General features: G+C 42.7%; 19 protein-coding genes and 1 tRNA gene. 16 read left to right on the forward strand and 4 right to left on the reverse strand.

Features of this window, described 5'->3' with window-relative positions; translation table 11 throughout:
- Nucleotides 1-6: 6 nt before the first annotated feature.
- Nucleotides 7-348 carry a MazG nucleotide pyrophosphohydrolase domain-containing protein gene (locus OIT90_RS03165; RefSeq protein ID WP_058837578.1) on the reverse strand — a complete coding sequence of 114 codons (342 nt, stop codon included), beginning with the start codon at nt 346-348 and terminating at the stop codon, nt 7-9.
- 133 nt (nt 349-481) lie between these two features.
- Between OIT90_RS03165 and OIT90_RS03170 the strand changes: the two genes are divergently transcribed.
- Nucleotides 482-1,060 (forward strand): LOG family protein, encoded by a 579-nt coding sequence (locus OIT90_RS03170; RefSeq protein ID WP_041088147.1) that lies wholly within the window; start codon nt 482-484, stop codon nt 1,058-1,060.
- 60 nt (nt 1,061-1,120) lie between these two features.
- On the opposite strand, the gene clpP is transcribed toward OIT90_RS03170, so the two are convergent.
- Complete coding sequence (gene clpP / locus OIT90_RS03175; RefSeq protein WP_024427684.1) at nt 1,121-1,717, reverse strand: ATP-dependent Clp endopeptidase proteolytic subunit ClpP; 597 nt, start codon at nt 1,715-1,717, stop codon at nt 1,121-1,123.
- Nucleotides 1,718-1,970: 253 nt separating this feature from the next.
- On the opposite strand from clpP, the gene OIT90_RS03180 reads away from it, so the two are divergent.
- From OIT90_RS03180 to abc-f, 9 genes are all read left to right on the forward strand, one after another.
- Nucleotides 1,971-2,046: transfer RNA gene (locus OIT90_RS03180), tRNA-Arg, on the forward strand.
- Nucleotides 2,047-2,220: 174 nt separating this feature from the next.
- Entirely contained in the window at nt 2,221-3,111 is an 891-nt protein-coding gene (locus OIT90_RS03185) for an ABC transporter substrate-binding protein (protein ID WP_249117647.1), read from the forward strand.
- Between the two features lie 168 nt (nt 3,112-3,279).
- Nucleotides 3,280-4,449 (forward strand): macrolide family glycosyltransferase, encoded by a 1,170-nt coding sequence (locus OIT90_RS03190; protein ID WP_474892241.1) that lies wholly within the window; start codon nt 3,280-3,282, stop codon nt 4,447-4,449.
- Nucleotides 4,450-4,769: 320 nt separating this feature from the next.
- Nucleotides 4,770-6,413: a nickel ABC transporter substrate-binding protein gene (gene nikA, locus OIT90_RS03195; protein WP_474892242.1), complete on the forward strand. Its 1,644-nt coding sequence runs from the start codon at nt 4,770-4,772 to the stop codon at nt 6,411-6,413.
- A 14-nt stretch (nt 6,414-6,427) separates the two neighbouring features.
- Nucleotides 6,428-7,357 (forward strand): nickel/cobalt ABC transporter permease, encoded by a 930-nt coding sequence (opp1B, locus tag OIT90_RS03200; protein ID WP_268464320.1) that lies wholly within the window; start codon nt 6,428-6,430, stop codon nt 7,355-7,357.
- Between the two features lie 5 nt (nt 7,358-7,362).
- Nucleotides 7,363-8,250, forward strand: coding sequence for a nickel/cobalt ABC transporter permease (gene opp1C, locus OIT90_RS03205; protein WP_151284840.1), 888 nt, complete (start codon nt 7,363-7,365; stop codon nt 8,248-8,250).
- A complete protein-coding gene (locus OIT90_RS03210; RefSeq protein WP_474892243.1) occupies nt 8,213-9,031 on the forward strand; it encodes an ABC transporter ATP-binding protein in 819 nt (272 codons plus the stop codon). The genes opp1C and OIT90_RS03210 overlap by 38 nt, the downstream gene beginning before the upstream one ends.
- Entirely contained in the window at nt 9,025-9,795 is a 771-nt protein-coding gene (locus OIT90_RS03215; protein ID WP_058837584.1) for an ABC transporter ATP-binding protein, read from the forward strand. The genes OIT90_RS03210 and OIT90_RS03215 overlap by 7 nt, the downstream gene beginning before the upstream one ends.
- Nucleotides 9,796-10,127: 332 nt before the next feature.
- The gene (gene abc-f / locus OIT90_RS03220; protein ID WP_192846808.1) at nt 10,128-11,687 is read left to right on the forward strand and encodes a ribosomal protection-like ABC-F family protein; all 1,560 of its coding nucleotides are present in this window, start codon (nt 10,128-10,130) and stop codon (nt 11,685-11,687) included.
- A 15-nt stretch (nt 11,688-11,702) separates the two neighbouring features.
- On the opposite strand, the gene OIT90_RS03225 is transcribed toward abc-f, so the two are convergent.
- On the reverse strand, nt 11,703-13,112 hold the full coding sequence (locus OIT90_RS03225; protein WP_047203008.1) for a polysaccharide deacetylase family protein: 1,410 nt from the start codon (nt 13,110-13,112) through the stop codon (nt 11,703-11,705).
- A 323-nt stretch (nt 13,113-13,435) separates the two neighbouring features.
- On the opposite strand from OIT90_RS03225, the gene OIT90_RS03230 reads away from it, so the two are divergent.
- From OIT90_RS03230 to OIT90_RS03245, 4 genes are all read left to right on the forward strand, one after another.
- Nucleotides 13,436-14,464, forward strand: a complete 1,029-nt coding sequence (locus tag OIT90_RS03230) for a FecCD family ABC transporter permease (RefSeq protein WP_247543786.1) — start codon at nt 13,436-13,438, stop codon at nt 14,462-14,464.
- Nucleotides 14,461-15,462 (forward strand): FecCD family ABC transporter permease, encoded by a 1,002-nt coding sequence (locus tag OIT90_RS03235; protein WP_039181585.1) that lies wholly within the window; start codon nt 14,461-14,463, stop codon nt 15,460-15,462. Before OIT90_RS03230 ends, OIT90_RS03235 begins: the two co-directional genes overlap by 4 nt.
- Before the next feature lie 17 nt (nt 15,463-15,479).
- Nucleotides 15,480-16,379 carry an iron-hydroxamate ABC transporter substrate-binding protein gene (locus OIT90_RS03240; protein ID WP_039183325.1) on the forward strand — a complete coding sequence of 300 codons (900 nt, stop codon included), beginning with the start codon at nt 15,480-15,482 and terminating at the stop codon, nt 16,377-16,379.
- A 144-nt stretch (nt 16,380-16,523) separates the two neighbouring features.
- Complete coding sequence (locus OIT90_RS03245; RefSeq protein ID WP_008347764.1) at nt 16,524-16,748, forward strand: phage holin; 225 nt, start codon at nt 16,524-16,526, stop codon at nt 16,746-16,748.
- 86 nt (nt 16,749-16,834) lie between these two features.
- Here OIT90_RS03245 and slrR read toward each other — a convergent pair whose 3' ends face one another.
- Nucleotides 16,835-17,305 carry an HTH-type transcriptional regulator SlrR gene (gene slrR / locus OIT90_RS03250; RefSeq protein ID WP_058837587.1) on the reverse strand — a complete coding sequence of 157 codons (471 nt, stop codon included), beginning with the start codon at nt 17,303-17,305 and terminating at the stop codon, nt 16,835-16,837.
- 257 nt (nt 17,306-17,562) lie between these two features.
- Here slrR and OIT90_RS03255 point away from each other — a divergent pair, with 257 nt between their 5' ends.
- Both OIT90_RS03255 and OIT90_RS03260 read left to right on the forward strand, forming a co-directional pair.
- The gene (locus tag OIT90_RS03255) at nt 17,563-18,294 is read left to right on the forward strand and encodes a YveK family protein (protein ID WP_024423528.1); all 732 of its coding nucleotides are present in this window, start codon (nt 17,563-17,565) and stop codon (nt 18,292-18,294) included.
- Nucleotides 18,284-18,967: a CpsD/CapB family tyrosine-protein kinase gene (locus OIT90_RS03260; protein WP_247721634.1), complete on the forward strand. Its 684-nt coding sequence runs from the start codon at nt 18,284-18,286 to the stop codon at nt 18,965-18,967. The genes OIT90_RS03255 and OIT90_RS03260 overlap by 11 nt, the downstream gene beginning before the upstream one ends.
- Nucleotides 18,968-19,106: the final 139 nt, after the last annotated feature.

Consider the following 19,106-nt stretch of genomic DNA (forward strand, 5'->3'; position numbering starts at 1 on the left):
AGCTGGTCACGTGTTTTTTACTGACTCTTTTTCTCCAGAAAAACGCTTTGTGAGTTTCTGTTGATGAGCGCTGAAGACCTCTTCTACTGTGACGTCATAGAGATCCGCTAAAATGAGGAGGTTTGCTAAGACATCTCCCATTTCTTCAATGAGTTCTTTCTTCAGCTCAGATGATTCCTGTCTCTGCTCATCAGGCCGGTCTCGTCCAATTTCTATTGCTCTAACAGCACGAGCGAGTTCTCCCGTTTCTTCCATTAAGAAGCCTAACCGGATAAACGGTCCATATTCTGTCCAATTTCTCATTTGATAAAAATCCTTGATCCACTTCTCCATTTCAGTTGTTTGCATTCTCTCTATACAGCTCCTTATATGGTGTTCACTCTTTTGATTTTACACTATATATAGAAGAAACGGCTGTTTTTTTACAAATCATTATAGTAGAATGAGTGAAGAAATCATAGAGAGAGATGGAGCTGTTTTGATGAAAACGATTTGTGTGTTTGCTGGTTCAAATCCAGGTGTAAATGATGTCTACAAACAAAAGGCTGTAGAGCTGGGGGCTTATATGGCAAAGCAGGGCATTCGTCTTGTTTACGGCGGATCGCGTATTGGGTTAATGGGCGCGATTGCCGATGAGGTCATGAGACATGGCGGGCAAGTGATCGGTGTCATGCCTAAGGGGCTTTTTAGAGGAGAAGTCGTGCATCAAGAGCTGACAGAGTTAATTGAGGTAACAGGCATGCATGAACGAAAAGCGAAAATGAGCGAGCTGGCCGATGGGTTTATTGCGATGCCAGGTGGCTTTGGTACATATGAAGAATTATTTGAGGTGCTGTGCTGGGCACAAATCGGCATCCATCAAAAGCCGATTGGATTGTATCAAGTGAATGACTATTTCAACCCGCTTATGGACATGGTGAAGTTTAGTGTACAGGAAGGCTTTTCAAATGAATCACACCTTCAATTGTTACATGCTTCGAGCGAACCGGAGGAATTAATCACGCAGATGGCTTCTTATCAAACACCGTCTCTTCAGCAGAAATGGACGGAGCTGTCTTAAAGTATGTTTAAATGACAAAAAACCGTCTGTTCAAGGAACAGACGGTTTGTGTTGTGATCATTATTTTTGGTCTTCTGTATTACGGGTCAAGACTTTGTCAATGAGTCCGTATTGAAGTGCTTCTTCCGCTGTTTTGAAGTTGTCACGATCTGTATCGCGCTCAATGACTTCAATTGGCTGACCAGTACGTTCAGCAAGTACTTGGTTCAGTTTATCGCGTAAAGAAAGGATTCGTTTTGCCGCAATTTCAATTTCTGTTGCTTGACCTTGGGCTCCGCCTAGTGGTTGGTGAATCATGACTTCACTGTTTGGAAGAGCATAACGCTTACCTTTTTCACCAGCAGCAAGCAGGAACGCACCCATAGATGCAGCCATACCAATACAAATAGTTGATACCTTTGGTTTAATAAATTGCATCGTATCGTAAATGGCCATACCAGCTGTGATTGAACCGCCAGGGCTGTTAATGTAGATAGAAATATCTTTTTCTGGATCTTCAGCTTCTAAGAAAAGCAGCTGTGACACGATGGAGTTGGCAACATTGTCATCGATCGCAGAACCAAGCATGATAATACGGTCTTTTAAAAGACGAGAATAAATGTCGTAAGCTCTTTCCCCACGATTTGTTTGCTCAATGACTGTAGGTATTAAATTCATAATGTTCCTCCTTCACCTTTTAGGTAAGTATGTAATTCAATGATACATTTTTGGTCAATAAAGGTCAAACAAAACGCTGACCTAAATTCAAATACCCCTATCCATTTTCCCCAAAATCATTCCACTTCAAACCATCATATTAGTTTATGTATCCAAAGTAAGAAAATACATCATCATGACGAATGATTAATCATTGCTTTCTCGCAGTATTTCCCTTATAATTTGATATGCTGACGTTCAAAAAACATATCGTGCGCTCGTAGCTCAGTTGGATAGAGCGGTGGTTTCCGGTACCACGTCTGCCGGGGGTTCGAATCCCTCCGAGCGCGTACTTGACCTTGTTTACGATAGACAATGGTCTCAACGAAGCCCTCTCCTTTGGAGAGGGTTTTTTTGTTCCGCCTCATGTATGATTCACTTTTAAAACGTTTCATCTATGAATGTTTATTTATGCTATAATTAATAATCATTCTCAATTAAAGGTGGTTTTGTAAGTGAAAAAAATGATTTGGCTAGTCAGTCTGCTGGCACTGCTGTTAGTGGCATGCGGGCAGAAAGAGAATAAAGAGCAAGCAGCAAGTACGCGTACATATACAACGGAAACGGGTGAAAAGATCACCATTCCTGCCAAACCGAAGCGGATTGTTGTGTTAACAGCGCAGCTTGGGAACTTTAAAAAGTTAGGTGTGACACCTGTTGGCATGACGGATGTTTATCCTAAATCATCCTTTTTAGATGAAACAGGTGTGAAGCGTGTACCGATCGAAAATGTGGAGGCGATTGCAAAGCTGAAGCCTGATTTGATCATTGCTTATTCACAAAACGAACAGATTGAAAAGTATAAAAAGATTGCCAAAACGATCACGTTTACGACAAGTGAACATAGCTTCAAAGAGATGCATATTGAAATTGGAAAGATTCTTGGAAAAGAAGCGTTAGCGAAAAAACAAATACAAGAAATGGACGAGAAGCTGAAGAAAGACGGAGAAGAAGTGAAAGCGAAAATTGGTGATGACAAGACATTCTCCATTATGGATGTCCAGCCAAAGCAAGTGTACTTATTTGGTACGGACTTTGGCCGCGGCGGGGAAGTCATCTATCAAGGCTATGGATTCAGCTTACCTGAAAAGGCAGAAAAGGCACTTCCAAAGGAAGGCTATCTTGGAATTTCATTAGAAGAAATGAATGAGTATACAGGAGACTATTTACTTGTACCAACAAAGGATGGAAAAGAGCCAAATCTTGATATTACGAACAGCGGTGTATGGAAGAAAAATCAAGCGGTGAAGCAAGGGCATGTCCTGTACTATTCAATCAAGGAATTTATCTATGCAGATCCGATCTCCATTGAAAAACAGTCTGATGCATTTAAAAAAATGCTGCTCAAATCATAATGTGAAAAAGACAAAGTGCTTATTAGGAGACTTTGTCTTTTTTCCTGCCACTTTATGATGAAATACTGGACATAAGACTCATATCTCTCCTTTTCAGGCGTATTTGTTGAGCCGGCTTGCTGTATATGATTAACATGGAAGGGAATTGACAATGAGGAGGAATTTCTTGTGGCGAAAATTTTATTGATTACGTTTCCAGCTGAAGGACACGTGAACCCTATGTTAGGAATGATCAAAGCATGGGCGGATCGAGGCGATGAAGTGCATGCGGTCACAACTGTACATTATGAGGAACGAATCAAACGCTTAGGCGCTCACGTACATATACATCCAGACTATATTCGGACATTACATGTGGAAGAAGGAGATTTAGATTCCATGCAGCCGTTCTTTCATGCCATGCTGCAAACATCATATGATATTTTAGAGGTAGTGGAAACACTTTCCGATAAGCATTCATTTGATTTGGTCTACTTCGATATGTTTGGGGCAGGGGAGCTTGTTCGAGATTACTTGCGCATTCCGAGCATTGGATCCAACCCATCTTTTGTGCTGCAAGAGGCGCATTTTGATACACCGCTATACAGGAAGGATGAGAAAGCTGAGCATCTGTTAGAAAAAATACAAGAGCGTTTTGGCGTTCAGCCAACGCGTTTGATGCAATTTATGAAAAACCGTGGAGAACTGAATATCGTCTATACAAGTGAATATTTCCAGCCGTCTGTTGATTCATTAAACGATTCGTTTGTCTTCATTGGACCGAGCTTTCTAAAAAGAGCCGACCAGCATGATTTCCCGCTGGAAGCACTTGAGCAAGAAAAAATCGTTTTTATTTCCATGGGCACCGTTCTTGGGGATACAGAAGCATTTTTTAATATGTGTATAGATGCCTTTGCAGACTTTGACGGAAAAGTGATCATCGCAACAGGTGAAAAAGTGGATCGTTCTCTCTTAAAAGAGGCGCCTGCTCATTTTCTGATCGAGCCTTATGTGCCGCAGCTTGAGGTGCTCGAACTGACAGATGTGTTTGTAACGCACGGCGGAATGAACAGTGTCAATGAAGGTATTCATTACCACGTTCCGATGGTCGTCATTCCAGTCGACAAAGATCAGCCGATGGTGGCACAAAGACTGACCGAATTATCTGCTGCCTGTGCACTTGATAAAGATCAGCTGACAGCAGAGGAGCTAAGAGAGACCGTTGAGACGGTTTTAGGCAGTGATACGTACCGGGCGGGGATTGAGAAAATTGAAGAAAGCTTCCAAGCAGCAGGTGGAACAGAAAAAGCATTAAGGGTGATCGATCAATTCATACAAGCGAAACAGACTCAATCATGAGTCTGTTTCAGCGTGTAGCCAAACCCCCGCATTCGTTGTCAGTCCTGCGCTCCGGTGCTCACGAATGTTAAATTCGCTCCGCTCCGGTACTCGTCCTTCCTAGACTGCAAAGGTTTTCTATCACGCTGAAAAGAAGACAAAGGGCTAAAATCAAGATCATTTTAGCCCTTTGTCAACAATCTGAAACAGACTCAATCATGAGTCTGTTTTTTTATGAAAAGACGTTGTATTTCCCATTTCTGTATGCTAATATTCAATTCGTAATCATTTCGATTAATAATCGTAATGATTACGATAATGTTGAATTGGAGGAAATACATATGAGTGATCAACCTGTTTACATAAAGAAGAAATATGAGAAAAAGCATCCCTATGTGACATACACCTTGATGCTGTTTTCAGTGATGGCTTGTTTTTTATTGGCCTCATGCTCTGGAAACAAAGCATCTTCCAGCATGAATGATAGAGAAGAAGATGAGCTCGTGTATGCAAGTACAAAAGATATCAGGGACATCAATCCCCATCTATATGGCGGAGAGATGGCTGCTCAAAATATGGTGTTTGAATCGCTTGTCGTCAATACAGAGAAGGGCGTTCAGCCTGCCTTAGCGAAAAGCTGGGACATTTCAAAAGATGGAAAAACCTACACCTTTCATCTTCGAAAAGGTGTGACTTTTTCAGATGGTGAGCCTTTTAATGCAAAGGCAGTGAAATGGAACATTGATGCTGTCGTCAAAAATATTGAAAAGAACGCTTGGCTTAATCTCGTATCCGAAATCAAATCCACAAAGGCGTTAGATGACGATACATTTGTTCTCACGTTGAAAGAGCCTTATTATCCTACGTTAGAAGAGCTGGGCTTAACACGCCCCTTCCGTTTTATTTCTCCAAAAAGCTTCATTGATGGAACGACTGCAAAAGGAGTCAAAAGCTATGCAGGTACAGGTCCTTATGTTCTAAAGGAACATAAGAAAAATCAATATGCCGTTTTTGAAATGAATGACAACTATTGGGGGAAAAAGCCGAAAATTTCAACCGTGAAATGGAAAGTCATGCCGGATCACCAGACCATCTTACTTGCGCTTCAAAAAGGAGAGATAGATCTTTTATTTGGAGCAGATGGTGACATGATCGATGGAGACTCATTCCAGGCTTTAAAAGAAGCAGGTCAATATGGTGTAACCGTGAGTCCTCCTGTTGGTTCAAGAGCGATAGTCATTAATTCAAACCAGCCAATCACAAAAGATCCGAAAGTAAGAGAAGCGTTTCAATACGCCATTCAAAAGGACATGATCACAGAAGGCATTTTAAATGGAACGGAAAAGGTGGCACACACATTGCTTGCCCCTTCTGTCCCTTACGCAAATATTCCACTGAAAAAGAAAACTTATCAAAAGAAGAAAGCAGAGGCAATATTGGATGAGGCAGGCTGGAGGATGAAAGAAGACGGGTATCGCTATCAAAATGGCAAACTGCTGAGTGTGGCTATTTACTATAATTCCGATAATGCAGGGGAAAGAACGATCAGCGAATCAATTCAACAAGATTTCAAGCAGGTGGGGATCAAGCTGGATATTAGAGGAGAAGAAAAACAGGCATTTTTAGATCGCCAAAAAACAGGAAAGTTCGATCTGATGTACTCGCTGTCTTGGGGACTCCCATATGATCCACAAACTTATGTCTCTTCATTCCGTGTAGCATCCCATGCTGATTATCAAGCCCAATTAGGACTGAAAAAGAAAAAGTGGCTGGATGAGACGATTACGGAAGTATTAGTAGAACCAGATGAGCAAAAGCGGAAACAAATGTATCAAGAAATATTGACGTATATCCATGATGAAAATGTCTACATCCCAATCTCTTATTCTGTGACAAAGGCCGTTTATAATAAGCGCCTGAAAGGCGTAGGTTTTCATGTGTCTCAGTATGAAATCCCATTTGACCGTATGTATTTTGCGTCATAAAACGAGGTAGAGACATGACTCGCTATCTCTTAAAACGAATACTGATGCTTTTTCCGCTTATGATCTTCATCACCTTCTTTGCTTTTGTCCTGCTGACGATGCGGGCAAGTGATCCAGCTGAGGTCGCTTTGCGGGTGAATCAAGTCACACCAACAGAAGAAATGATTGAATCGATGCGTCAGGAATTAGGCTTAGACCAGCCGTTTTTCATCCGCTATGCCACATGGCTTAAAGATGGATTAACAGGTGATTTTGGTAAGAGCTATGTCACACAGGAGCCGGTTTTTAATCTTATCATGGAGGCGCTGCCTGCTACATTGCAGCTTGCAGGAGCAGCGCTCTTTTTGATCATATTGCTCAGTTTGTTGTTCGGGGTGATTTGTGCATATGCTGATCATTCCTGGGTGGACCGGATCTTGAGAGCCTTTGTGTTTATCGCCGCTTCAATGCCTAGTTTTTGGCTGGGGATATTGTTGATTTGGCTTTTTTCTGTCAAATTCAATTGGGTCAATACGAGTGGAATGGAAGGGTTCAAATCGATTCTTCTTCCAGCTGTCACATTATCATTTGGCTACTTATCGACCTATGTGAGACTGATACGCAATCAAATTCTAAAATTTCAGCACGAGCCCTTTGTTTTTTACGCAAGAGCACGTGGTTTAAAGGAACGAACCGTTCAACTGAAAGTCATGAGGCATGCCCTGCAATTAGCGGTGACAGCACTTGGCATGTCTATTCCAAAGCTCATTGCGGGAACTGTTATTATTGAGAACCTTTTTGCTTGGCCAGGGGTTGGCCGGTTGTGTGTAACAGCTATTTTCCATGCTGATTTCCCTATTATTCAAGCCTATTTATTTGTGATGGGGTTCCTGTTTGTTATGTGCAATCTCATCGCTGATGTGATCCAAATGACCATGAATCCGCAGTTGCGAAAGGAGGTCTGACAACGATGATAGGGTGGCATCAATTAAGAAAAGACCGTATGGCGATTCTTTCAATCTGGCTGTTAGCACTGGTTGCATTAGCTGGACTGTTTGCACCAGTGTTAGCACCACATGACCCAACAAATACGAACATTCTTCAAAAATATGCCGGTATCAGTCTTACTTATCCATTAGGAACGGATCATCTAGGGAGATGTGTATTGTCTCGGCTTTTATATGGCATTCGGACAACAATGCTTGCGGCCATGCTGACGATGTGTATCACGATGCTCATTGGCAGTGTACTTGGACTCATGGCAGGATTCTTTCGAGGAAAGGTGGATGGGGTTTTGATGAGGCTGTGTGATGTCATGCTTTCCTTTCCAGCAGAGGTGATGATCCTTGCGGTTGTGGGAATCCTCGGACCTGGACTCTTCAATATTATTTTGGCGAATGTTCTAGCGAAATGGGCCTGGTATACAAGAATGATTCGTTCATCTGTCCTTCAATATGCGAATGAACCTTCTGTTCAGTTTGCGAAGGTGTCTGGCGGCACACCCTTTTACATATTGAGGAGACATCTAATTCCTCGTATCTCAGGAGAAATTGCTGTTTTTGCGACACTTGATGCGGGCTGGGTAATCTTAAATATATCAGCACTGTCTTTTCTTGGGTTAGGTGTGAGTGCACCTACACCAGAATGGGGTATGATGCTCAACGAGGCGAAGAATGTCATGGTGACACATCCTGCCCATATGCTTGCGCCTGGACTTGCCATCTTGTTTGTGGTCATGGCGTTGAACTTTTTAGGAGACAGCCTTCAGCATGCCGCGAATCCTGCCATGCATCATACCAGAAAGAAAGGGGGGAGGCCATTTGCCTTTAATCGACGTAAAAAATCTGTCCGTACATGATCCACAGCAGCAAAAGAATATAGTGACGAATATCACATTTTCTTTACACCAACAACGCTGTTTAGCCGTCATTGGAGAAAGTGGCAGTGGAAAATCAACTCTCGCAAAAGCGTTAATTGACCTTGTCGCCCCTTCGCTAGAAGTGGAAGGAACGATCATTTTTGACGGCAAAACATTGACAAATCAAGAAGCACATCAATGGCGGGGGAAACGAATAGGTTTCATCTCACAAGATGCTATGAATGCATTCAATCCCATCGAAACGATTGGTCATCAAATATTGGAAACATTTCAGCAGCATTTGGGCTTACGCGGGAAAGAAGCAAAAGCACATGCTATGGCTGGGCTTGCACGTGTTCATTTAAAAAATCCATATGATTTGATGAAAAAATATCCGTATGAACTGTCTGGAGGAATGCTTCAGCGTGTGATGATTGGCATCACGATGATGCTTTCTCCTAACGTGATCATTGCAGATGAGCCAACTGCATCGCTTGATGCCTTTAATCGGCGTGAAGTCATCAGACAATTACACAGGCTAAAGGAAGAAACCGGTGTTACCTTGATCGTTATAACGCATGATTTAGGCATCGTTCAGGCAATCGCCGATGAGTTGATGGTCATGCACCAAGGAGTAATGCTTGAGCATGGGTCAGCCAAGGAAGTGTTCACATCACCCGAGCATCCCCAAACAAAGCATTTACTGGAGACGAGGCTTCGATTATCTGCTCCTATTAAAGCACTGCGGCAGCAGAAGAGAGCGGAGGCGTTTCCATGTTGATCACAGCTATAAATCTAGTCAAACACGGTGAGAAGAAAGGTCTTTTTTCACATCAAAAGAAACAAAAAGACCGCATATCAAACGTTTCGTTTCAAATTGAAAAAGGACAATGTGCCGGATTAGTCGGTGAGAGCGGCAGTGGCAAAAGTACATTGGCACGTATCCTGCTCGGTTTAGAAAAAATAGATAGAGGCGAGGTACAGATTGATGGCATGCCAGCTGACAAGTGGCGGAGGGTGAATCGGGGGAAAATGAGTGTTGTTTTTCAGGATTATCTATCTTCTGTTCATCCCTCCTTTACGGTGAAAGAGATCGTAGCAGAACCGATGCGTTTGTTAAAGCAGAATCAGAATCTGGATCAGAAAGTTTTGTCATTACTTCAGCAAGTCAGGCTGCCCTCGTCTGTACTGAATCAATATGCTCATCAGCTAAGCGGCGGTCAGCTTCAGCGAGTGTGCATCGCACGAGCCATATCAACGCACCCATCCATTCTCATACTAGATGAAGTCCTGAGTTCACTGGATGTTTCTGTTCAAGTACAAATATTGGAGTTGCTTGAGACATTAAAACAAGAGCTAGACATGACGATCCTTCTCATTACCCATGATGTAGAAGCAGCGGTGTATCTATGTGACCGTCTTCTATTTTTACATGAAGGAAGCCTAGTGGAGGAATGCAAAAAGGACGAATTGTTTGAAGTGTCCCATCCATTTACACTCCAGTTAATCGACTCACTTATGCCTTTTCAGCTTGACAAAAAATAACCAATCTTTTATCGTATACGTAACAAACGACGGAAGGGTGACCCAATGCAATGAAGTACTAATCCTATGACCTGTAAGCAAAATGAACGAACGAAGGCAGTGAGCAAACGATCGGTTTGCCATGTTTGCTGCGTTTTCATTTTTTAGCTTCGGAATAGGATGGTACAGCTTGGGAATCAAAGAATGAGGTGATTGATACGTGGGATGTGTGTGTTCAAATTGGAACGGCACACCATACTGGATCAATCCGCTTATTTTTGTACACCATTTTGCCTCCTATTCTGAGAATGGGAGGCTTTTTCATGTCTCCTGATACGAAAGGAGAGGATTGGATGTTATTAAAAGCCAATCAGTTAAAGGTATTTCGAAAAGATCGCTTGTTATTTGATATTGAGGAACTAGCCATTCATCAAGATGATCGCATTGGTCTTGTAGGGACAAATGGCAGCGGCAAAACGACTTTATTACATGTGCTGGCGGGGCAGGAAACACCAGACAGCGGCACGGTGGCCGCCACTGCGACTTGTACCCTGCTTCCACAATTGAAACAAGGAGATGGCAGACAGAGTGGCGGTGAAATGACCCAGACTTATATTGAAAGAGCATTAAGCCGGCCGTCAGCCCTTTTATTAGCAGATGAACCGACAACTCATTTGGATACAGAGCATATTGAGTGGCTGGAAGATAAGCTGCGTCATTATCAAGGAGCTCTCATTGTTGTTTCACATGATCGTGCTTTTTTAGATGCAATATGTACGGAGATTTGGGAGCTGGATCATGGGAAGCTTCATCATTACAAAGGCAACTACACACATTTTGCACAGCAAAAAGAGCTGGCACATCGTCAGCAGGTGGAAGCGTACGAAGCTTATACACAAAAGAAAAAACAATTAGAGCATGCACTGGAAAAGAAAAAGAAAAAGGCGGACAAAGCGACAAAGCCATCCCAAAAGGTGAAATCCTCAGGACCTAAAATTGCAAAGCCCTACTATGCAAATAAGCAAAAAAAGCTGCAAAAAACAGCCAAATCCATTGAAACCAGGATGGAGAAATTAGAAAAGGTTGAGAAAGTAAAGGACATTCAGCCGATCCAAATGACTCAGCATACGATGAAGGAAGTAGCTAGCCGTACCATTTTGCGAGTGGAAAATGTAGATGGCAAGGCGGGCGATAAAGTGCTTTGGAAGCAGGCGAATGTGGAAGTGAGGGGCGGAGACAAGGTTGCCATTATCGGAAACAACGGGAGCGGCAAAACGACATTTCTCCGTATGTTAGTGAATGGACATCCCGGAGTTACTCGCTCAGAGGCTGTCAAGCTAGCGTACTTCCGTCAGGATCTTTCAGGATTGAAGGTAGATGAATCGATTTTACAAAATGCGCTGAAAGAGGCGGTTCAAGAAGAGACAGTGGTTCGAACGGTTTTGGCGAGACTAGGATTTAGAGGGGATGATGTGCATAAGCCTGTTGGCGTATTAAGCGGGGGAGAACGGGTGAAAACGATGCTTGCGTCCTTACTTGTCAGTGATGCCAATGTTCTCATGCTGGATGAACCGACGAACTTTTTAGATCTGGCCGCAGTTGAAGCACTTGAAGGTCTCTTGAAAGATTATCCAGGTACCGTTGTGTTTGTTTCCCACGATCGCAGGCTGATTGAGGAGGTTGCCACTCGTATTTTCCATATTCATGAGGAACGTATTGAAGGATTTGACGGCACATATGAAGCATATAAACAAAAGGAAGAAAAACCAGCTGTGACAAATAGAGAAGAGGAGCTTCTGTTAATTGATATGGAGCTGTCTGAAGTGCTCAGCCGTTTAAGTATTGAGCCGTCGCAAGAGCTTGAAGAGAGATTTCAAGCATTATTGAAGCAAAAAAAGTCTTTGGAGTTATAAAACAAAAACCCCTGTTTACTCTACAGGGGTTTGTTCATGTCGTTCTTTTTTTAATTGTTCAAGTTCACTCACTGTGACGAGCTGGTAGCCTTGTTTGGTGAGTTCACGGATGATCTTTACTGCTGCTTGAGCTGAGCTTTCATAAATATCGTGCATTAACACTGTTCTGCCATCTGCTGCATGTGAGAGAACGCGGTTTGTGATCTGCTGGCTGTTGCGAATTTTCCAATCCTCAGGATCAACATCCCACAAAGTGACCTTCATCCCAATCGCCTCATTGATGTCTTGATTTGTACCGCCATATGGCGGTCTAAAGTGCGTAGGTGTATATCCACTTGCTTTCTCAATCAGCTGCTGGGTGTCCTTCACTTGTTTCACGGCTTCTTCTAGAGGCAGTCTTGTTAATAAAGGGTGATTGTAGGAATGGTTTCCGATCTCATTCCCGCCTTTTAGAATGTCGGCAAGCATTCCAGGATAATATTGCACCCTGCTGCCTAAGACGAAAAAGGTGGCATGTCCTTTATTTTTCTTCAGCGCATCTAAAATTTTTGAGGTTGTCGCTGGATTCGGTCCATCATCAAATGTGAGTGCGATGGCTTTTTTATTCGGATCAAGCTTTGATTTTTGCGGAAGCTTGACGGCTTTTCTTTTTGGATTCGGTTCTTTCATTTCATTTTTATTTTTGATTTTATCCATATATTCTGGCTTTAATATGTCCTTCAGCAATGTCTTTTTGATTGCGAGTGTTTGCGGACCAAGATCCTCTGCGGCTACTTGAGATGCAGGGAAATAAAATTCTACATATTTGTCTTTCAAGGCAAATTGACTGAAGTTTTGAGCATCAGGGGCTGTTCCTTTCTGAAGGAGAGGCTGATCCTTAGATAAGGTTTTGTCCTTTCGAAGCTCCGTATATGTAATATAGGATAATTTCTTTAAATAATTGGTTTTAGGCAGAAATAGATCTTTTGTGTCAAGAAAGGTTTTTTTCTGAAAATCAAAGTTAATCGTGAGATGATTGGTGGTTCCATTTTGCTGGCCAGTATACGTATAGGTCGTAAAGCGAATGGCAGCAGACTGCTTTGCATAATGCACCATTTCATAATCAATATTCAGTTCATAGCGTTTATGTTCATCGATATCCTTTGCTTCGCTGAATGTTTTTTTGAAATGCTCTAATGCTGAATTGGCATAGCTTTGAATCTTGTCATCTAGCTCTTTTTGATGAAAAAGAGGATAGTTGACTGCATATCTCATAAATTTCCCGTCATTTACGAGAGTGACAATTTCCACGTTTTTATAGTTCGTATCTTGCTTTACATTTTTCTTCTCTGTACCGCTTGCTTGTTGATTTTGAAAGAAAGCAACTGCTCCAATGACGACTGCAAGCGCAAATAGGACGATACTCCATTTTCCCTTTACTGACACAACTTTCAAATCTCCTCTCATGACGGGGCATTCTTTATTATTTTGACATCTGTTTGTAATATTTTTATAACATTTGACTTACTTTTGTAATTTTAGTGGATATTCATGCAAAATGTCAACTATTTTCCTATTAAAATATGAGAAAACATGATAGGTCGTTCTGTGAGGCAAAAAGAACCCCGCCTTTCTCTGCTCCGCACATACCTTCATTAATTAAAAAATAGGGTGTACATTGATTTTTTAGAGGCTGGCGGCTATAATTTTGTTGATTATGATTCTCATTTTCAAACTGACTTTTAATGAAGAAAAGGATGACACCGATTTTGCAGGATAAGCGAAAACCTCAACAAAAGCGATCATCACATATTCTGTTCTTTTTAATATTTTTTCTCGCCGTTATTGGTTTAGCGGCTGCCATGTTTTTTGCTGTGTCATACGGTGCAAAAACATTGTCTCTGCAAACGGTTTGGACAGCTGTATTTGACTATCAGTCAAATGTCACAGAGCAGCAGATCATCCATGAATTAAGACTTCCCCGTGTTTTAGGGGCAGCTCTAGTGGGAGCGGCGTTTGCCGTAGCGGGTGCTCTTATGCAGGGCATCACAAGAAATCCACTGGCAGATGCGGGGATTTTGGGTATTAATGGCGGTGCGATGTTTGTGGTCGCTCTCTGTTTTGCTTTTTTCCCAGGAATGCCTTATTCGGCACTGATGTTTTTCTCCTTTATTGGTGCTGTGCTCAGTACGCTACTGATCTTTGCGATTGGGGCGGCTGGCGGCGTATTGACACCGCTGCGTCTCACTGTAGCAGGAGCGGTTGTCGCCGCATTGCTTCATGCGCTCAGCTCTGGGATCGCGATTTATTTTGACCTGAGTCAGGATCTGGCTTTTTGGTATGCAGGCGGGGTAGCTGGTGTGAAATGGCCGCAGCTGACGATTCTTGCTCCGGTCATTCTGATTGTGATCGGATGGGCAATGCTATTAGGCCGGTCACTTTCCTTACTATCGCTCGGTGAAGATACAGCGGCGAATTTAGGGGTGAAAACACGACAAGTACGAATACTAGGCATGACCGCTGCTGTGTTATTAGCAGGGGTTTCTGTATCAGCCGTCGGGTCGATTGGGTTTGTCGGTCTCGTCATCCCGCATATTGCACGAAAGCTTGTTGGTGTAGACTATCGTTTCGTCATTCCGATGTCAGCGATATTAGGCGCAATGCTGCTTGTCTTTGCAGACCTTGCCAGCCGTACAGTCAATCCGCCAAGAGAGCTTGCCATTGGCGTGATGGTGGCACTTGTTGGTGTTCCTTTCTTCTTATACATTGCCAGAAAAGAAGGGAGGAACCTGTCATGAGAGAGAAACAGCGTGCTCTTGCCGTGACAGTCGTTTTGCTTTGCCTGAGTGCGGCTGTTGTGCTGTATAGTTTAAATACCGGTACGCTGAAACTCAGCCCTGTCATGGTCGTCAAGACGTTATTTGGCTTTGGAGATTTCCAAAGTGAAACGGTGCTGTTTGACTATCGTCTGCCTCGAATCGTGGTGACGATGTTAGCTGGTATTGGTCTTGGCATTGCTGGCGGCATTTTGCAGAGCTTATCCCGTAACCCGCTGGCTGATCCTGGAATCATTGGACTGAATGCAGGGGCAGCATTTGGCTTAATTGTGTTTGTGACATATTTTCATGCACTTGAAGGCAATCCGTCTCTTCTTATTCCGCTCTTTACGTTTGGCGGCGGACTGCTTGCGGCAGCGGTTATTGTCCTTCTTGCATATGACCGGCATGAGGGGCTTGTTCCTATCCGTCTGATCTTAGTTGGCATTGCGGTTGCTGCGGGATTTAGTGCACTCACCTTATATTTGTCATTGAAGCTGGATGAAGATACATACACGTTTGCTTCGAGATGGCTTGTGGGCAATGTATGGGGGAGAGACTGGATTCATGTACTGGCACTTCTGCCTTGGATTGTATGCCTTGTGCCGCTTACGCTGATGCAGTCAAACACGCTCAATGCATTGACATTAGGAGACGCTGTCGCCTCAAGTGTAGGTGTACGAGTCCAGCGTAAACGTCTCCTCTTGCTGACCTTAGCGGTAGGCCTCGCGAGTGCAAGTGTTTCGATGACAGGCGGTATTGGCTTTATTGGCCTCGTCGCCCCGCATTTGGCTAGACGGCTGGTCGGGTCATTGCATCAGTATTTTTTACCAGTTAGTGCGCTGCTTGGCTTGTTGATTTTGGTTAGTGCCGATACAATCGGGCGATCCATCTTTGCTCCAAATGCCATACCAGCGGGTGTGGTCGTGGCCTTTATCGGTGCCCCGTATTTTCTCTATTTATTAACTAAAACGAAATAAACATGAAAGAGGAACTCATCATGAAAAAACTACTAGTGTTTGGATTAACGCTCTGTTTCTTGCTACTTGCCGCTTGCGGACAACAGGAAACAAAGAATACAACAAATGAAAAGACCAATGGAACACCAAAGATTGCTTCCTTGTCCATTCATTTAACAAATGACTTGTTAGCCCTCGGTATCAAACCAGCGGGCTCTGTTGTAGGAGGAGACTTAAAAGATTTCCTTCCACATGCGAAAAAGCAGCTGAGTCAGACAAAGAAGCTCGGCATTGCAGCTGATCCAGATATGGAATCACTGCTTGCGTTACAACCAGATGTCATTTATGTTGATGAAGAATTAGCCGGACAAGACTTATCGAAATATAAGAAGATCGCCAAAACAGAAGTGTTTAATTTAAATGATGGCACATGGCGGGATCACTTGAAAAAAATCGCCAAACACGTCAATAAAGAAAAAGAAGCGGACCAATATATTAAGAATTACAATCAAGAAGCAAAAGAAGTCAAATCGCTCATCAAGAAAAAGATTGGAAACGGAAAAGTCATGGCGATCCGTGTGACAGCAAAGGAGCTTCGCGTATTTAGCATGAAGCGCCCAATGGGTCCTATTTTATACGATGATTTAGGCCTGACACCTGTCGATGGTGTGAAAAAGCTGGACAGCAAGCGCCCATTTGAAGTGATTTCTCAAGAGGTTCTTCCTGATTATGATGCTGATGCGATCTTTGTTGTCGTCAACCGTGATGATAAAGCGCAGCAGGCATTCAAGCAATTAGAAAAGACTCCAATTTGGAAGGGTCTAAAAGCAGTGAAGAAAAACCAAGTCTATCCGATTGCCGATCAGCCATGGCTCGATTACTCAGCTCTAGGCAATAAAATGGCATTGGATGAAGCAAAAGAGATGTTTTCTAAATAAATAGCAAATGAAATCAGACATCATTCCGCGTATAGGAATGATGTCTCTTTTTTTGATTCGTTCTTCTATTCATTCGGCCGCTGCATACATATGAGAGAGAACGAGCAATACCGCCCGTGAGAAGAGGAAAGGGAGGGGTTACAGTTGAAGGTTCAAAAAATTAGTGCAGGTACAATTGCAAGGCTTGTGCTGCTTTTACTGGCGCTTGTTAACAGTGCGCTAACCGCTGCGGGAAAAAGCCCAATTCCTATTGATGAAGAAGGCGTTCAGCAATTCATCACGCTGGCCTTTCTAGGGATTACATCACTATGGGCCTATTGGAAAAACAATGATATAACGAAAAAAGCACGAACAAAAAAAGAAGAATAAGAGAAAAAAGAGCCTTTCATGAATCAAAGGCTCTTTTTCATCGAAGCGTCAAACGCCTCTCCCCGCAATCATTCTTCCTGAAAGGCTTACGCCCGGCGTTCTCCCATGTTGTTGAGGAAAGCTTTTACTTCCTCAATGCTTAAGCCAATTGCCTTCGCTTCACTCATTAGACGCTTCCATTCTGCAATATTTGAGTCAGTCAGCTTTCTATGGGTGACATGTATCGACTTTTCTTCCTGCTCCTTTCGATACGTTTGGAGCAGCTGATAGAGCTCTTCTTTAGGCATGCCGGCTTGGACGGCATTGACGATATGCTCCCGCCATTCGTGTTCATCACCCTCAGTGTAATGAAACATCATCGTCTCTGCATCAAACAGCTCTTGTAAATCAATCTCTAATGAAGAGGATACCTTTTTTAAGAACTGGACAGATGGATTCCTGTGGACACCACGCTCAATTTTGCTCAAATATGACTTAGAGACATGAGCATCCTCAGCCAGCTGCTGAATCGAGTATCCTTTTCTCTTTCGGTAAATGCGTATCACCTTGCCTATCATTCGATCAATGATCTCCCTTCTCCCCGGCGAATAGTTCTGCGACCTTTTCGTTCATTATAAGAAATAAATTGTTCTTTATAAAATTCAAAAACGTAAGAATCAGGAAGTAAACAAAAGAAAACGAACGATTTCGTTCTTTAAAAAGAACTATAAGACCTATTATGACATTTTTCTTTGCGGGTATTATCTTTTATAATCCAATCATTAACAAAAAGAAACCATATATAACCTTTTTATGATGAAATCGGGAGGTATCTATGAATGAGAATATAGGTTTTAAGCAGCTGTTTTCTGTCATTAAAGAGAAAATGGCCCTTCTGATCCTGATTGTCCTGATCGTAACGGGCATTTCAGCCTATTATCAGTTCTATGTCTCGACTCCTGTATATCAGGCAACCACTCAAATTCTTGTTCATAAACGCAGCAATGACGCACAAGCAGATTTAAACGATATTCAGATGAACCTTCAATATACACGTACCTTTCAAGTTTTATTAAAAAGCCCAATCGTCATTGAAAAAGTAAAAGAAACACTCCATCTCACAGAATCAGCAGAAGGATTAAAACACAAAATTGCCACAAGTACAGAAAATGAGTCTGAGGTCATCAATATTTCTGTACAAGATGAGGATCGCGCGAAGGCAGTCGCCATTGCGAATACTGCAACAGAGGTGCTGCAAGAAGAAATCAAAAAAACAATGAATATGGATCGCATTAATGTTTTGTCTGAAGCCAAGCTGTCTAACACGATTCTGATGAATTCGAGGAAATTCGTTCATATCGTTCTGGCACTAGGCGCCTCTTTATTAGGGGGAATGACACTCATTTTCTTAATGAATTTACTCGATGATACTGTAAAACGAACACATCAAATAAGAGAAGAGATCGGATTGCCGTCCCTTGGCAGTGTCTATCAGATGCAGGCAGACAGGAGGGCCAAAAAAGACAAGCAGTCCGTCATAACGGGAGGACAGAACATTGATCTTTAAGAGGAAGAAGAGAGAAAAGAGAGATTTATCCTGTATTTCTGTTTTAAATCCTCACTCTGTCATTGCGGAACAATTCCGTACGATCCGAACAAACATCGAATTTACATCGATCCAAACAAGGCTGAAATCGATATTAGTGACCTCTTCCTTGCCGAAGGAAGGGAAATCATTTACGGCTGCAAACTTAGCAGCTGTTTTTGCACAGCAGAACAAGCGGGTGCTGCTCATGGACGCTGATTTGCGAAAGCCGGCCGTTCATGAATATTTTGACCTGAGTCATCACACCGGTTTGACAAATGTGCTATTAAATAATTGCAGCTTGGAAGAAGCTATTTTACCGACAACGATTGAGCATTTAGAGCTGCTTCCGAGCGGAACCATTCCGCCGAATCCAGCTGAGCTGCTCTCCTCTTCTGTGATGAAGCAGCTATTTTATGAGATTGAACAGCAATATGACATGGTGATTGTTGATTCCACGCCGCTTCTGCCAGTTGCAGATGCAAAGATCTTGGCGAACCGGACGGATGGGAGCATTCTCGTTGTCTTAAGCGGCAAAACAAAGATTGCTGCTGTGAAGAAATCAAAAGAAGTATTAGAGGGAACAACAAGTAAACTGCTTGGAGCTATGCTAAATGGCAAGAAAGAGAAAAAGGGCAGGCTGTACATGTATTAAAAAGATTGATAGGTGATGTCTCCTAATCTTTAACAATGGAGGCACTCGATCCTGCTGTGGGCACAACCGGTGCCTTAGATGCTCGTCATCAGTAGTGGGATGTGAGGACGGGTTTGATGCCCATGTTACGTAAGAATAG

Source organism: Bacillus sp. ABR (assembly GCF_056172715.1).